The following is a 14,390-nucleotide window of genomic DNA, read 5'->3' as shown; positions in this document are numbered from 1 at the left end:
TCGAATGCATCTCATCTGGCCTTCTCCTTTGACGGCTGACGCGAGGGGGCAACTCCGGGCTACTGGTTATGTGGAGGCAACAAATACAGCGTCATGGCGAGGATCAGGTAGACCATCAGCATCAGCACGCCGACAAACCACGTCGATCGGCCGCTATTTGTAACGATGATCGCAGTCATCATGGCAATTATTATCATGACGACCACCCCTGGCCAGAATTGCAGATTCATCGGGGTGGGGCCGATCACATAGCTGAGAAGCACGAGGGCCGGAGCGACGAAGAGGGCGATCTGCGCGGCACTACCGAGAGCTATTCCAACACTCAAGTCCAGCCTGTTCTTGCGGGCCGCCGAAAAGGCGGAGGCCATTTCCGCGGCTCCGCCGACCAGCGCAACGACGATAAAGCCGACGAATGCCGGGGTCATCCCGAACGTCTCCGCAGCCGCCTGGACGGATTCGACGAATATTTCGCTGACGAGCCCTACCAGGACGGTCACTCCGGCCAGCGTAACGAGGGCCACTTTGAGCGGCCAAGGTGCGTGCTCCTCCTCGGCTTGCTCGGAGGCGCCGAACAGTTCGCGGTGGGTTCTCAGCGAAAATAGGAGGCCCAGCCCATAGGCTACGATGAGGAGCACCGACAAGCCGACACTCAGTTGCTGCAGGAATTCCGGCGCGGCCTCAGAACCGGGAGAGCCGACGGCCGAAGGGATGATCAGGGCGACCGTCGCCAGAAACAGCAGGCTGGTTTGCAGGCGGGCGTTCCCACGGTTGTAGTCCTGGACATGGTGTTTCAATCCGCCAAGGAAGAACGACGCGCCCAAGAGGAACAGCGTGTTGGCGACGATAGCTCCGGCCACCGACGCCTTCACCAAGGTGAACTGGCCAAGGCGTAGTGCGGTAAGTGCAATGATAAGTTCGGTGAGGTTACCAAGCGTTGCATTGAGAAGCCCCCCAACCGCATCCCCGGTTTTGGCCGCCACGGATTCCGTGGCGTTGCTGAGCAAGGTGGCCAAAGGGATCACCGCCAGAAGCGACAGCAGGAAAAGAAGTGTGTGAGCACCCGGGCTGATTTTCTGCGCTGCAATCACGACCGGCACCATGACGAGTAGCCAGAGGAGCCGGTTCTGTCGGATTTCATTCCATATATGATTCATGGAAACCTCCCTGCTGAGAGCGTGAACGCGATGCAGTTCACGAGTTGGGATCGATCCCCGCTCCATGCAGCGCCTGTACGCTGACTGCCGCCACCAGCCCGGTGAGGACGATGCCGGAGAACCCAATTAAGACCGCCAGAACACGCGAAGAAAAGAAGTGCGGCGTGACATCCCCGTAGCCAATCGTAAGGCCAGTAACGAAGGTGAAATAAAGCGCGTCGGTCAACGACCAGCCTTCTATTCGTCCGGCGAGAAGCCCGCATGCGACCATAACCATTAAGATCCCTGACAGGATCGGCCACAGCACAAGCAACAAACGAAACATCGACCTGAAAAATGCGCGTCTGGTCTGGTTTTGTCCCATCGCACGCCCCCTTGATGATAGGAAAGTCTATTTTCCGAGCACTTCTGTCCTTCCGCTTTCACGCCGGCTAAGCCACTAGGGCCGCAGATCATAGCATTGCGCCCTGCGGCTTCCGATTTGGCATGTCGGCGAGAAATGGAGCCGATAGTGCGCCCGCCTCATGCACTCGTTGAAGGCCTTGAGATCGGGCGGGTCTCTCCAAAGGTATGTAAGGTCGCAGTGTTTCCGAACGTTGACGAAGTCATTAGTCTTCTCCGCGGCATTGACGGACACGGCGGCGCTCGTAGCAGCCACGAACCAATCAAGTTTATTCGAGATCGTAACGCGAGCCATGCGGACATCTCTTTCTGCCTTTGGACCAGCGCCGCAGATTGGCAGCGAGTACCCGCGCAAGATCGAAGCCGGCCGAGTCCAAATTGCCACGAAATGCCCCGATATCCAGCACGACGTCATCGATGCCACGATGGGGTTCGCGGCGAGTGGTTTTAATGCCCCGACAGAACGAGCGTCTGGACAGGAAGCAGCACAGCCTGCATCCGCAGGATCATCGCATGCACAAGTCCGACGGCGTCGACCATATGCAGGGAAAAACCCCTAAGCGTGCCGGTATTCGGATCAGCAAGTGCATCGTGATTGTTGGTATAGGCGTTCGCGATGCAACTGCCTCCCGGCGGGACGCCGTCTAGCCCTCCGGCAAAGAGAGGCTGCAGAAAGACGGTCAGGGTTCCCGGTTGCGCCGTCTGTTGAACATCGATCAGTTGATCCGAGGTCCGTATCTGTCCGGTGGCGATAACCTGCTGCACTTCGATCACGACCATTGGAATGATTGTAAATGGCTTTCCAATGCAGGTTGCTTCGGCGATCATCCCCTTTTTCATAACCTGCGCTTCGATCTGCCCGAAGCCGGCGATCAGCGTGCCTTGTCCAGCGCCTTCTGGCACAAGGATACCGGCAGGACGCAACATTGCATTGACGACGTCGCCGCGACGTAGCGTAAACTGTTGGACGGTCCCCGCGACGCCTGCCCTAACGACGGTCTTGTCGAGTTCGACCTGCGCCTGTGCCAAGGCGGCTTCGGCGCTTGCTTTTTGAGCGGGCAACAGCAAGGAGATCTGTGTCTCCATGGTCTGCTTTTTCGCAACCGTTGCGTCGAGCGCTCCCTTACGGCTATCGATCGTCGTCGCTAGGCGTTCGACCTCGCGCCTGGCGACGGCGTTGTTCGTCAGGAGCTCGGCCTTCATCTCGTATTCGTCGACGGCCGTCTGATAGGCACCCTGCGCCTCTTTGATCTGGCCGTCCACGCCAGCGAGCTCGCTCTCGGTCACCTTCGTCTCGGCGTCGACTTCGGCAATGCGCCGACGGGCGGTCTCCAGCGCCGCCTCCTGTTCGGACGCATCAAGCCGGAAGAGTGGTGCACCGGCCGCGACCTTCTGATTTATTCCAATGAAAACCTCTTCTACACGTCCGGTCGCCTCCGGCAGGATCGTGACGGTCCGGAATATCGCCGTGACGTTCTTGGTCGAAGGGTGAAAGTAAAAGATCATCGTGATCAGGGAAACGGTGAGGAGCAAGCAGGCCGTGATCCCCCACCGGAGCTCGTACCACACCGTATAAAGCGTGATGTCGCGGCCGATCCGCTTTCCCTGACCGTATCGTCGGAAAAGATAGTCGGGCAAAATCGTCAACATGGAGCAGAGCAGCAACTCAAACATTCAGATGTCCTCTCCATGCGCGCTGGTCTTGGTCGGCGGCTGCGTCGGCACGGCGTCCCCCGGATCCTCGGGAACTAGAGCATCATCACCTGTCATTTCAGCCGTGCGGCCGGAGAGTTTGCCGAGGGATTGGGCGATGGAGTAGAGCGGCGTCGAGAAGTCGGGAAACTGAACGAAGGCCAGGAGCAGACCGGCAATCCAGAAGATATGGTTATGGGTGAACAGCGAGATGAGCGCCAGAACGGCCACGATCTCCATCTGTACTTTGTTCGTCCGGTGGGCCCTGCGTTCGGGAAGGGCGTGCAATTGAAAGTATAAATTGCCAACGGCAAGCACCGCCACCAACAGAAAGATGACGACTGCAACCAAAAGGTAGTCCGTCTGTCCGGGCGGAGTAATGAAAATCGGCAAATGCTCGATTGCCGCTGGGTGAACTTCTTCTGCCATTCCCACCACCTAAAAGAATGTCAAACTGTATCTGTGGAATGCCGCGCGTTTCCTACGTCAGGCGGCACCGACATCGAGCGCCTCTTCGATTTCTTTTGATAGAGCCGCGACCAGGTCGGGCTGGAAACCGCCGCGTAGCTGCAGCCACGCCTTCGTCCATCTGTCACTCCAATCACGACACAGACACGCAGGTCGCCACCCACTGGTGTACGAGAACGAAACCAAAATGTGCAGTATGTTACGGTATCATACCGGCGCGCGAACCATGCGTGGGAGGAGGAACGGAAGCAGGCTATGCACGCGATTGACGCGGACATTGGAAGCGGCCGCGTCCATCCCGGTTCGACTTTCAAGGAGACCACGGATTGGCCGGAGACGTCGAGACCACTGCCGCCAGACAACGCACATCGCGAGGGCCGGAACATCGTCAGGATGCAACCTTAATCCAGGGAGGCATAACGGCGGACGCCTTCGGCCCGCAGCCTCGATAGGAACTCTGCCCAAGGCTGTAAGATACGTGATGCTACGGGTAAGATTTCACGTTTTCGCATAGTTTATCCTCAGGGCTCGAGTTGACACCTGCGGTGTGCGGCGACGAAGCGGCTCATGTCGGATTGACCACGCGAGGAACAATGTGAGCACTGACTTTGCCACGTTGAAGGCCGAGGAGATCACGCGCGACGCCGCCAAGGAATGGCTGAGCTCGCAGTCGTCGATGCCGACACCAGAGACAATTTTGCGATCCAGGTGAGCAGATTGGGAACGGGAATCAAATGCCGGCATTCGTACGCAGGAGGCGTGCTAGCAGTCAGGACAGGACAGGATAGAAACATGGCAGCAATCCCGAATTTTGCCTGGGTTCGAAGCATGGTCCGTACAGCGGCTTTCATGCTGGTTGCCCTCATGGCTGTTCCGGCGGCCGCGCAGAGCCAGCCAGCTCCGATCGCGCAGCCGGAAAGCGTTCAACGGTTCTTAGCGATGTTCGCCGATCCCGACGTCCAGACATTTCTCCAGCAGCAGGCTGCCGCGGCCCGAACAACGCCCGAACCAGCGACGCAGGCCAGGGACACGGGCGTTTCCTTCAGCGAGGTCACAACACGCTTTCGCGGCCACATCACCACCTTGCTTGCAGCGGCGCGGTCCTTCCCGACGGAGACGATGCGCGGGGCGGCGCTCCTCGAGCGCGACGTCGAAGCGATCGGCGGTACGCGACCGATCTTCCTTGTCATAGCCTTTGTCGTCGTGGGACTCGCCGCACAGTGGGTATTCTACCGCATCAGCGCCGGATGGCGGCGATGGATGTCCCGTGCCTCCATCTCCACTGTCAAAGAGAGACTGGTAGCCATAGGGGCAAGACTGCTTTGGGCCGTCTGCTACGTCCTGGCCTTCGGGCTGGGCAGCATCGGATTTTTCCTTCTGTTCGAGTGGCCGCCGCTCGTCCGCGAGATCGTCGTCGGCTACCTGTTTGCCGTCGTCGTCTTCCGCCTCGCGAGTGCCGTCTTCGACGTGATCCTGGCTCCCCATCGGCTGGCACAAAATCAATTCCGCCTTATACCCGTCTCGGACGAGGTCGCCGCTCATTGGGCAACGCGACTAGGATATGCGGTGGGTTGGTATGCCTTCGGCTGGGTGACCATCCGTCTGCTCGGCAGTCTTGGCTTTTCCGTTCCCGCGCGACAGCTCGTGGCCTATTCGCTTGGCGTCGTCCTCCTTGTCATCGGCATAGAAGCCGTTTGGCGACGTCCTTCTGTGTTCTCTCAAACCCCACGACCCGATCGAATTGGCACTCGTGCCCGGAACTGCCTCTGGACCGCCTACTTCGCCGCGGTCTGGTTACTATGGGTGGTCGGCGCGATGAAGCTCTTCTGGATCGTTGTCGTATTTGCCGTGCTGCCGGGGGCGATCGCCCTCACCAAGGCCGCTGTAAACAACGTTCTGCATAGCTCGGATACCGAGGAGGAAAGCAGAAAAAGCACCATCGCATCGGTCATCGTGGAGCGAGGCATACGAGCTGTCCTGATCATCGGCGCGATCGTCTTTCTCGCGGATATGCTCAACATCGAGCTGACACGAATGACGATGCAGGACTCCCCCGCCCTGCGGCTGATCCGTGGTGTGTTGAGCGCCGGGATTATTCTCATGGTCGTGGATCTTGCCTGGAGCGTCGTGAAGGTCCTGATCGATCGCAGACTCGGCGACACGGAAGCAGTCCTTGAGGTTGGTAGCGAGCAAGAACGGCGTCGGACGCGCCTCAGGACATTGCTGCCCATCCTGCGTAACTTCCTGATGATCCTGTTCGCCGCCGTCGCGATCATGATGGCATTGTCGTCTCTCGGCGTTGAAATCGGACCGTTGATCGCGGGTGCCGGCGTCGTCGGCGTCGCCATCGGCTTCGGGGCGCAGACGGTCGTGAAGGACGTCATCAGCGGGATGTTCTACCTGCTAGACGATGCCTTCCGGGTTGGAGAATACATCCAGAGCGGTAGTTACAAGGGCAACGTCGAGTCGTTCAGCCTACGGTCGATCAAGCTTAGACATCATCGCGGCGCAGTCTATATCGTCCCCTTCAGCGAACTCGGCGCGGTTCAGAACCTGAGCCGCGACTGGGTGATCGAAAAGATGACGATCACCGTGACCTATGACGCCGATATCGAAAAGGCCCGCAAGATCATCAAGAAGATCGGTCTGGAGCTGTTCGAGGACCCGGAGTTCAAGGCGACCACCATCGAACCGCTGAAGATGCAGGGTATCGACAGCCTGGGAGACTCCGGGCTGCTGCTGCGAATGAAGGTCATGACGCAGCCCGGCCAGCAGTTCACACTAAAGCGGCGGGCTCTCCGAATGATCCATCAGGCATTCAACGAGAACGGCATCAAGATCGCGGTGCCCACGGTGCAGGTCTCGGGCGGAAAGGACGACAGCATCGCCGCCGCGGCCCAGCAGACGCTCGCAACACACAACGCGGCGATCGCTGCGGGATCCACGTGAATGGTCGGTTGCCGGATTTCTCTTGGTGATCTGACCGCATCGCGCTGGCCGCTGTTGCGATTTAGCCGACTGCCGCCAATCCCTCACGTGATGCCAGCGGTTGGAGCCTGCGGTTCAGAGCTGCTGACATTTTCGGATGGCGGCTGCACGCGCACCCAGGCGACGAGGAGGTCGTAGAACACGCTGAGGACGATGGGCCCGAGAAACAGGCCGATCAGGCCGTAGGACAGCGTCCCGCCCAGAACCCCCAGCAGGATGACCAGCATGGGGGTCGAGAGACCGCGCGCGACCAGAATGGGTTTGATCACATTGTCGATCAACCCGATCGGTATCAGCAACGCCGTCAAGATGAGGGCTGAGACAGGATCAAGCGCCATCCACGCCCAGACCATGACCGGAAAAAGGATGAGCGCCGGACCGATCTGGACAATGCATAAGATCAGCACGACGAACGTCAGGACGCTGGCGGCCGGGATGTCAAAAATGGAAAAGACCACGCCGGCAAGCAGCGTCTGCAGGAGTGCGACGCCGATCACACCACGCGCGACGTTGCGGATCGTCGCGCCCGCAAGCGTCACGAATCCCACGCCTCGATCTCCCGCAATCCGCTGGGCAAATGTTCTGATGCCGATTGCCAGCCGCGGCGCCGGTCCGAACAGGACCCCGGCGATGATCACTGACGCAACGAAGCTCACCAACCCCAGACCGACGCTGGCGACCTTGCCCAAAACAAAGCCGCCCGTCTCCAACAGGGCGGGCTCGAACCGTTTGAACAATTCGGTAAAATTGCTGGATGCCAGGCTCCATGCGGCATAGACGCGCTCGCCGATCAAAGGCCAATCGCGCACGCTTTCGGCGGGCAAAGGCAGGTGAAGCGATCCTTCCCTCAGCTTCAACAACAACAGTTGGGTCGCATCGACGAAATTCAGTGCAATCGCCGCGAGCGGACCGAGGATGACGCCGAGACACAATATCGTCACCACGATTGCCGCAAGCCTGCTTCTGCCGCCGAGAACCGTGCGTAGTGCCTGATAGACAGGATACAAAGCAACGACGAGGATAGCCGCCCAGATAACGATCACGAGGAAGGGCGCGACGAGGGTGAACGACCAGTAGGCAAACAACCCGACAACGCCAAATCGCACGAGATCGGTGATGCGGGGCTCGATGGCTGCGTGGTTGTCCACCTTGCGTTCCGTCAAGGGCGGAGACGAGCTGTCGTCCATGTAGTCCTCCGTGCGGCGCCTAAATCACGTTTTTGCGCGGCGTGTTGTTAGAGCCTGGGCGTTGTCCTGGTAATGGCGGATGCCGGCGCCCGCCGTCGGAAACATGCGGTCCTGGCCGAGCCGGTCAGCGAATCCGGACGCCCGAACGTAGGCAAGGACATCCGGATTGAGGCCCGCGAGCCAAAGACCGACGCCCTGCTCCGCGAGACGTTGATCGCGCTCCATCATCATCTGAAGCGCCGAATATTCGATATCAAAGACACCGCTGAGATCGAGCAGGAGAATACTGGGTTTCGCCTCAGCGACGAATCCGCCGATCCGGTCCGCGATCTGCTGGGCGTTGGCAAAGAACAGCCTGCCCTCCGGTCGTAGGATCAGCAATCCATCGAAGGTCTCGTCATCCGGATGCTCCGATGAAACCGGACGCAGGACATCCTCGCCTGGTTTCCGGCCTATGACGTGGATCCGTGGATTGGCCGCCTGACTGGACAGACCGACAAGAGACAGGACGATGGCGACGACGATACCCTGAAGGGTGCCGAAGAACAGCACGCCGAAGAAGGCGGCGAGCGCCCACAGAAACTCCATCCGTCGAACCTTGAGGATCGACCGGAACTCGGCGGGCTGGATCAGACCGACGGAATAAACGATCACGATGGCCGCTAGCACTGCTTGCGGCAGAAGCCCAAGCAGTGGGGCCAGGATCAGCATCGTCGCGGCGGAGACCGCGGCCGTGACGAGCGAGGCCTTCTGCGTCCGTCCTCCCACGGCACGAACGACGGCAGTCTGCGACGTGCCGCCTCCCGCAGGCATCGCGCCGAAAAACGCCCCAGCAAAGTTTGCAGCGCCATCGGCCAAAAGCTCCCGATTGGCTCTGATCGGAGGCTCGGCCGGCGCGGCGAAGGCGCGGCCGGCGGCAATCGTCTCGGTAAAGCTCATCAGCGCGATACCAATCGCCCCCGGCAGCAATTGGACGACCATGTCCACGCCAGGCAACGTCAACGACGGCAGCGCCTGCGGAATAAAGCCCACTGTCGAGACGCCGGCCGCGCCGAGCCCCGCCAGCCATGATATAGCGATACCGCCACCGACGATCGCGAGCGGGGCTGGCGAATGCGGCCAGATCTGCTCCATGACCAGCAACAGGACAAGTGCGGATGCTCCGATCACGGCCGTGAGAACAGACGCCTCGGGGAGATGATGGACGAGACTTAGAACATCCCGGAAGAACCCTTCCTTCGCGATGTGGAGGCCAAAAAGCTTCGGCACCTGGTCGAGGACGATCACCAGCCCGATGCCCGCCTTAAAGCCGGTCAGCACCGGCGAGGAAATGAAGTTCGCGACAAATCCGAGTCGCAGGACCGAGGCCGCCATCAGGAGCAGCCCTGTGAGGGCAGTGAGCGTGGCTGTCGCGGTGATCAACCGCCCGGCGTCGCCGTCCGGGACAACCAGTCCGAGTTCGGTGGCAGTGAGGATGGCGAGCGTGGTCGTTGAACTGACGCTCAGTACCCGCGAAGTGCCAAGGAATGCGTAGACGATCATCGGCACGAAGGCGGTATAGAGACCGACGCTCACCGGCAGGCCGGCGACGGTTGCGTAGGCCATCGCCTTCGGCAGAACGACCGCGGCCGCCGTGAGGCCGGCAACAAGATCCAGCCGGGGGTCTGTGTCCAGTGACAGAAATCGGTCAGCACCCTGCGACGGAACCATATTTTACCTTCCCATAATAAAATGGCTGGGGCGTGCGCTATGGTCGGCGCGCGCCGTAGCGATCAGCGAGTTCAGTCCTGATGGGCATTGGACGGTTTCTGCCGAGCGGTCGTTGTGGCAGGCGAACCAGCTTTCAGGGCGATTGCAAGTGTGCTCGTCGCTAATGATCGATTGGAGTACCGTTTGTCACCAATGACTTCTCTGCCAAGCCATTTTGGAATTGAAGGGTTGCTCTCCTCGCTGTTCAGTTCGATTTCGCCGATCGTCAGACCGTCATGCCTGCCACCGAAAACGTCGACCTCCTATACGACCCCACGATGTGGCACGGTGTAGCGCGTCTTTTCGACGACGCCCCCAATTGCGTGGGAGAGGAGCTCGACCGCTTCTGCGTAGGGTATGTCGTATTCGTATTCTTCGCGGCTCGGGCCCCGCTTTCCGAACTTCACGGTCAGCCGCGCCGACAGACCGTCGATTGTACGAACCCTCACAGAATTCTCGCGCCCGCGGGTCAGGTAACCCTGGCGAATTTCGTGGGCCGAAGTCGCGTTCGCGCGCCAGTCATCGTTGCGCACCAGGAACTTCCGTTCGATCTCGATCGTCTTCATTGCGCCCGTCCCGAATGGTTTCGCAGCTTTTGGCGTTGCCTCGTCTGTGCTCACTCCAGAGGCGGCTCCCAGCCTAGAAAGAAACCGATGTCGCCCGGCATGCCCCCCGGATAACTGATGACCATTGCTTTTAGCGTGTAGCCTTGTGGTCTTCCTACGGTTTCGAACAGCTCGTAAACCTCCTTGGCCTTGCCCTGCAACGTGTTCTGCCATCCCTGAAGATTATTGTTGATGGCCCGGCCGCTGTCAGTGCAGAAGCTGGAGGGAAAGCTGTAGACCATGGCCTCGAACTTCCCGTCCGCGGCTGCCTTTGTCACTACGCGCCTGATGACCGCACGTTCGTCGTCGCCTATATGCTTGCGGAAGAAGTCTTCGACAAACTCGGAATGCTTCTTTGCCTCCCGTGATTTTATCTTGTCCTCGCGCTCCATCTCCGCGAGCTTCAGTTCCAAGGCTTTCTTTCTCAGTTCTTCCGCACTCATTGCGGCAGGATTGGTGCCAGTTGCTTCAACCTTTGCCATCGCCATACCTCCGAGAAACTGCTGGATGATAGGCCGGATAACCTGCAGTGGGCAGTAGGATACAGGTCGCGGACGGTATCATACTGTAGCATACGCCTCAGGAGCCTGCCTCCATGGGGCTAGTCGCGCACGATCGTCCAGTTATCGTCCGGGTTAAATTCCTTGATTGTTGAGACCCGCTGCTCCGTCTCGGGGCCCAGATCCCGCTGATAAACGATGTTCGCGCCGTTGACGATGAACGTCTGAACCCCGGTCACGCGATACGTCACCGGCCACGCAATCAAGGCAAATCCGGCTGTCATGTTGCCATTGACGATGTAGCTCTGCTTGCCGCCAATGACGTTGGAACCCTGGGCGGTCAAGATACGATAGCGATATCCATAATACCCTTCGCCGCGCTTGGCCTTGCCGAAAGCCGCCGTCTCTATCAGATGCCCGGCCGGGCTCTCCTCATCGAACAAGCCGGGCTCCCAATACAAGCCATCCCGCTTGCCGGAGCTGCTGATCAGCCGCTGAGCGAACTCGTAGACGCCATCCTCATCCTCGTCGAATTGAGCATATTGGTACTGGGCGTTGACGTAGTCGTGCATCGTGCGGATCGTTGCAAGCTCGTTTTGGCCGACCCTGCGGTTAACGATCTCCTGCAGCCCGACTTCCGTATCGAATGCCCATTTGCCGTCCTTGTTCTTGGATAGGGGGAAAGGCAGGGGCCACAGGACGTCTCCGACTAGGACGACCTTGCGATCTTCGACGTCCTGCAATTGCAACTGCCGCGCGGCACCCTCGCGGATCATGCCGTAGCTTATCATCGCCTCGTTGCTGGATCGCAGCTTTGCCGCGTTCAGACCGAGAAGGCTTGCCAAGCCATCGACGTCGTTGGCGCTCAAGACGGTCTTGAGCCGATCAAGCGCCGCCGATGGATCGTCGAACGATGGTGGGGCGCCAGCTTCGAACTCCGAAAGGTCCGTCTGCATCTGCGACATCAACGGAGCTGCCGACGCCAGGGATAGAGCCGTTCCGAGCAGCAGCGGGATTAATCTCAACTGTAATCTCATGGTTTATCTCCGGAAATCCGAGAAGCTGGAAACACTACCGCCGACCGCCACCACCACGACCGCCACCGCCTCGACCACCGCCGCGGCCACCGCCTCCGTGCGGTATTGGGCGCGAGCGTTGGACGGAGGGACGGGGGCCACCGCGTTGCCCGCCTCCCATGCTCTGTCCGCCTCGCTTGGAAGCCACCGCCTCACGCCGGCCGGATTGCACATTGCCGAGGGCGCTGGGTTGGCGCGGACGATTGTCGGATCGCGCCGCCATCTTCGGTGCGCTTGGCTTCTTGTTGACTTTCGCAGCCGGCTTTGATGGGCGGTTTGCCACATTACCTGGGCGATTGGCCGCATTGCCTGGACGCGCATCCGCGCGGTTGGCTACGTTGCCTGGTCGGGCATCCGGACGCGATGCCCCCGGGCGGTTCGCCGCAGCGTCTCTGGTGTTCGCTCTCGGATTTGCCTTCAAGCCTTCGACCGTGCCCTTGCGGATGTCGTCGGCACGGGCGCCGACGTCCCTGGCTCCCGGCCCGCGGTTTGCCTGCCGGTCGCTGACCTTGTTCTTGAGCTGGTTGCGGTTGTCGGATTGCAGGCTGGACTTGATGGCCGAGCGATCGATATTGGCGAACTGATCCTTTCCGATATTCAGCTTGCTCCGGTCCACCTTGGTCCAGTCGATGTCGTTCCATTTGACCTTGCCGTTGAAGTTCCGGTCGTTGAAGCAGTTGTTGCAGTCGACATCGAGGTCGCCGTCCCAATTGCCGCCCCAAACGCCCCAATCGTCCCAGTTGACGATGGCCGCCCACGCGACGCCGGTCACCGCGGCTGCGAAGAACCCGGCTCCTGGATAATAGTAGTTGTCGTAGTAGTCGGGATAGTAGGAGATCGGTTCCACCGCATAGCCCGGTTCGTAGAGCATCTCCGGCGGATATTGCGGGATATAGACCTTCTCCGGATCGGTCGGTCGAATGACGACGTTCTCGTTCTCCGTGACAACAGTGACCTTGTCGTCCGTCTTGATGATGTTCTTCGCCACTGCCTCGTCGCGAAGCTGCTGGATGGCGATCAGCACGTCCTTTTGCTGGTTGTTCAATGCGTCAGCAAGCGCCTGGGTCCAATCGAGATCGTCGCTCATCATCTTGACGATGTCTGGATAGTTCAGGAGCGATATAACACTTCCGTCCCAGTCGTCCTTCGGCTTGAGATTGGCGTCTTTCTTCTTTGCTTCCAGGAAGCGCTGAGCCTCCACGACCTGCAGGGGAAACAGCGATGCTGCCGAGATCGCGGCCACGAGTTCGTCCGGGTAGAGCGCGATGCGGGCCACGAGGACTTCGAGCGCCTCCTCGTCAAGGAGGTCGCTTTCCGTTTCGGCTGGCTCTTCGGCCGACGGTTTTGCTGTCGGCGTGGGCACCTGTGCGTGCACGGGCATATCCGGTCGTATCGATATGATTGCCAGGGCCGACAATCCGACCAAAAGCCTGAATGATCTTTGCATCGGTATCGGCCTCCTTCGATTGGCACGGCTTGAAACTATACAAGAGGCCCTTGGATTGACGGCGTAACATACGAGAACATACATCAGGGCGTAGGGATGGCAGCCTCGCTTCCGTCTGGCGAAATTGGTCTAGACGCTCACTCGCTGGTGGTGCGGACAACTTTCAACTGCCTGTCGCCAACCCTTCGGTCGCGCCTTCGACAAACGCATGGCACGCCCGTCGCCGTTTCGCCCCGACCCCCTCCTGCGTTGGGCGAACGTAAGCCCTACGGCTGTAGATAGTGAGCTTGGCCCGAACTGCGCAGTTCCTCGAGTGTCTTGCCCACGCAGTTCCCACCCTTCTGCTCGCCGACTGCCTTTGCGTGCCCATCCAGAGAAATCGTACCCGCAATCCGTTCCGATGCAACATAGGTCGCCAGTCCGTCAGGCGTTATTCTCGAGAGGTAAAAAGCGTGGAACATACCCTTGTATTCACAACCGATCACGAACGGAAAGTCTTTGAGTTGATCGCCCGCGGCTTGTGCATAGGCGACGGGATAGAACTGGAACGAGGCACAGGCAGCGAATAACATTGCGATCCTCGCTGGAGTGGGGCTCAAGCCGAGGATTTTCCAGATCGATATACGAAACATTGGCCGAGTATTCCTCTATGTTTGGTGGTGGATCAAAAGGCTCTCCGCATGCTCAGGCGCGACGCCTGTTAGCAACCGGGACTACTTCGGGCGACGATCCTTTCGCGGCATTCGGATGACCTTGGCAAGGGACAACATCTCTTCGATTTCTGTCGAAAGACCCGAGATCAGCTCCTTGTATTCAAGCCGCCTCGCATCACGGACGCCGTCCGGAAGTCCATCGATTGTCAGGAGTACCTCGTTCGCCGCAGCGAGGTCCTCGCAGAGCCCTCTGAAGCTGTCGTTGCGCTCGAACAAGACTTCAATCTCTCGTGAGCGCACAGGAAAAAGCGCGCATGCAATGGCAAGGCCTGACGTAGCACCGGGATAGTTTGAACTCGATCCCATCACATTCCCTCGACGAAGCCAAACTCGGTCGACTTATCGAGCTCATCATATTGCATGTAGTTTATTTAGAGATGTATGATACACGAGGATACACGTGCATTTG

General features: G+C 59.4%; 12 protein-coding genes and 1 pseudogene. 1 reads left to right on the top strand and 12 read right to left on the bottom strand.

Going from position 1 to position 14,390, the window contains the following annotated elements; translation table 11 throughout:
* Positions 1–59 precede the first annotated feature (59 nt).
* From cax to ACSQ9D_RS30655, 4 genes are all read right to left on the bottom strand, one after another.
* Entirely contained in the window at positions 60–1,154 is a 1,095-nt protein-coding gene (gene cax / locus ACSQ9D_RS30670; protein ID WP_436285956.1) for a calcium/proton exchanger, read from the bottom strand.
* A 37-nt stretch (positions 1,155–1,191) separates the two neighbouring features.
* Positions 1,192–1,518, bottom strand: coding sequence for a potassium channel family protein (locus ACSQ9D_RS30665; RefSeq protein ID WP_436285568.1), 327 nt, complete (start codon positions 1,516–1,518; stop codon positions 1,192–1,194).
* 485 nt (positions 1,519–2,003) lie between these two features.
* Entirely contained in the window at positions 2,004–3,230 is a 1,227-nt protein-coding gene (locus ACSQ9D_RS30660; protein WP_436285567.1) for an HlyD family secretion protein, read from the bottom strand.
* Positions 3,231–3,677 carry a hypothetical protein gene (locus ACSQ9D_RS30655; protein WP_436285566.1) on the bottom strand — a complete coding sequence of 149 codons (447 nt, stop codon included), beginning with the start codon at positions 3,675–3,677 and terminating at the stop codon, positions 3,231–3,233.
* Positions 3,678–4,544: 867 nt separating this feature from the next.
* Here ACSQ9D_RS30655 and ACSQ9D_RS30650 point away from each other — a divergent pair.
* Complete coding sequence (locus tag ACSQ9D_RS30650) at positions 4,545–6,665, top strand: mechanosensitive ion channel domain-containing protein (protein WP_436285955.1); 2,121 nt, start codon at positions 4,545–4,547, stop codon at positions 6,663–6,665.
* Positions 6,666–6,748: 83 nt separating this feature from the next.
* Here ACSQ9D_RS30650 and ACSQ9D_RS30645 read toward each other — a convergent pair whose 3' ends face one another.
* The 8 genes and pseudogenes from ACSQ9D_RS30645 to ACSQ9D_RS30610 all read right to left on the bottom strand — a co-directional run bounded on the left by ACSQ9D_RS30645 (position 6,749) and on the right by ACSQ9D_RS30610 (position 14,287).
* Positions 6,749–7,891: an AI-2E family transporter gene (locus tag ACSQ9D_RS30645; protein ID WP_436285565.1), complete on the bottom strand. Its 1,143-nt coding sequence runs from the start codon at positions 7,889–7,891 to the stop codon at positions 6,749–6,751.
* A gap of 24 nt (positions 7,892–7,915) precedes the next feature.
* Positions 7,916–9,601, bottom strand: coding sequence for a SulP family inorganic anion transporter (locus ACSQ9D_RS30640; RefSeq protein ID WP_436285564.1), 1,686 nt, complete (start codon positions 9,599–9,601; stop codon positions 7,916–7,918).
* Between the two features lie 71 nt (positions 9,602–9,672).
* A pseudogene (locus ACSQ9D_RS30635) lies at positions 9,673–10,206 on the bottom strand (CYTH domain-containing protein).
* Positions 10,207–10,256: 50 nt separating this feature from the next.
* On the bottom strand, positions 10,257–10,727 hold the full coding sequence (locus tag ACSQ9D_RS30630) for a hypothetical protein (RefSeq protein WP_436285954.1): 471 nt from the start codon (positions 10,725–10,727) through the stop codon (positions 10,257–10,259).
* 119 nt (positions 10,728–10,846) lie between these two features.
* The gene (locus ACSQ9D_RS30625) at positions 10,847–11,782 is read right to left on the bottom strand and encodes a DUF2950 family protein (RefSeq protein ID WP_436285563.1); all 936 of its coding nucleotides are present in this window, start codon (positions 11,780–11,782) and stop codon (positions 10,847–10,849) included.
* Between the two features lie 34 nt (positions 11,783–11,816).
* Positions 11,817–13,268, bottom strand: a complete 1,452-nt coding sequence (locus tag ACSQ9D_RS30620) for a DUF3300 domain-containing protein (protein WP_436285562.1) — start codon at positions 13,266–13,268, stop codon at positions 11,817–11,819.
* 266 nt (positions 13,269–13,534) lie between these two features.
* A complete protein-coding gene (locus ACSQ9D_RS30615; protein WP_436285561.1) occupies positions 13,535–13,840 on the bottom strand; it encodes a hypothetical protein in 306 nt (101 codons plus the stop codon).
* 141 nt (positions 13,841–13,981) lie between these two features.
* Positions 13,982–14,287, bottom strand: a complete 306-nt coding sequence (locus ACSQ9D_RS30610; RefSeq protein WP_436285560.1) for a hypothetical protein — start codon at positions 14,285–14,287, stop codon at positions 13,982–13,984.
* Positions 14,288–14,390: the final 103 nt, after the last annotated feature.

It is taken from the genome of Rhizobium sp. LjRoot258 (genome assembly GCF_964254185.1).
In the GTDB taxonomy this organism is placed as follows: Bacteria; Pseudomonadota; Alphaproteobacteria; order Rhizobiales; family Rhizobiaceae; genus Rhizobium.
This window is presented reverse-complemented; position numbering and strand designations above follow the sequence as displayed.

Coding starts and splice junctions, on each gene's coding strand:
- cax (WP_436285956.1), bottom strand. CDS start 1,154: ATGAATCATATATGGAATGAAATCCGACAGAACCGGCTCCTCTGGCTA.
- ACSQ9D_RS30665 (WP_436285568.1), bottom strand. CDS start 1,518: ATGGGACAAAACCAGACCAGACGCGCATTTTTCAGGTCGATGTTTCGT.
- ACSQ9D_RS30660 (WP_436285567.1), bottom strand. CDS start 3,230: ATGTTTGAGTTGCTGCTCTGCTCCATGTTGACGATTTTGCCCGACTAT.
- ACSQ9D_RS30655 (WP_436285566.1), bottom strand. CDS start 3,677: ATGGCAGAAGAAGTTCACCCAGCGGCAATCGAGCATTTGCCGATTTTC.
- ACSQ9D_RS30650 (WP_436285955.1), top strand. CDS start 4,545: ATGGTCCGTACAGCGGCTTTCATGCTGGTTGCCCTCATGGCTGTTCCG.
- ACSQ9D_RS30645 (WP_436285565.1), bottom strand. CDS start 7,891: ATGGACGACAGCTCGTCTCCGCCCTTGACGGAACGCAAGGTGGACAAC.
- ACSQ9D_RS30640 (WP_436285564.1), bottom strand. CDS start 9,601: ATGGTTCCGTCGCAGGGTGCTGACCGATTTCTGTCACTGGACACAGAC.
- ACSQ9D_RS30630 (WP_436285954.1), bottom strand. CDS start 10,727: ATGGCAAAGGTTGAAGCAACTGGCACCAATCCTGCCGCAATGAGTGCG.
- ACSQ9D_RS30625 (WP_436285563.1), bottom strand. CDS start 11,782: ATGAGATTACAGTTGAGATTAATCCCGCTGCTGCTCGGAACGGCTCTA.
- ACSQ9D_RS30620 (WP_436285562.1), bottom strand. CDS start 13,268: ATGCAAAGATCATTCAGGCTTTTGGTCGGATTGTCGGCCCTGGCAATC.
- ACSQ9D_RS30615 (WP_436285561.1), bottom strand. CDS start 13,840: ATGTTATTCGCTGCCTGTGCCTCGTTCCAGTTCTATCCCGTCGCCTAT.
- ACSQ9D_RS30610 (WP_436285560.1), bottom strand. CDS start 14,287: ATGGGATCGAGTTCAAACTATCCCGGTGCTACGTCAGGCCTTGCCATT.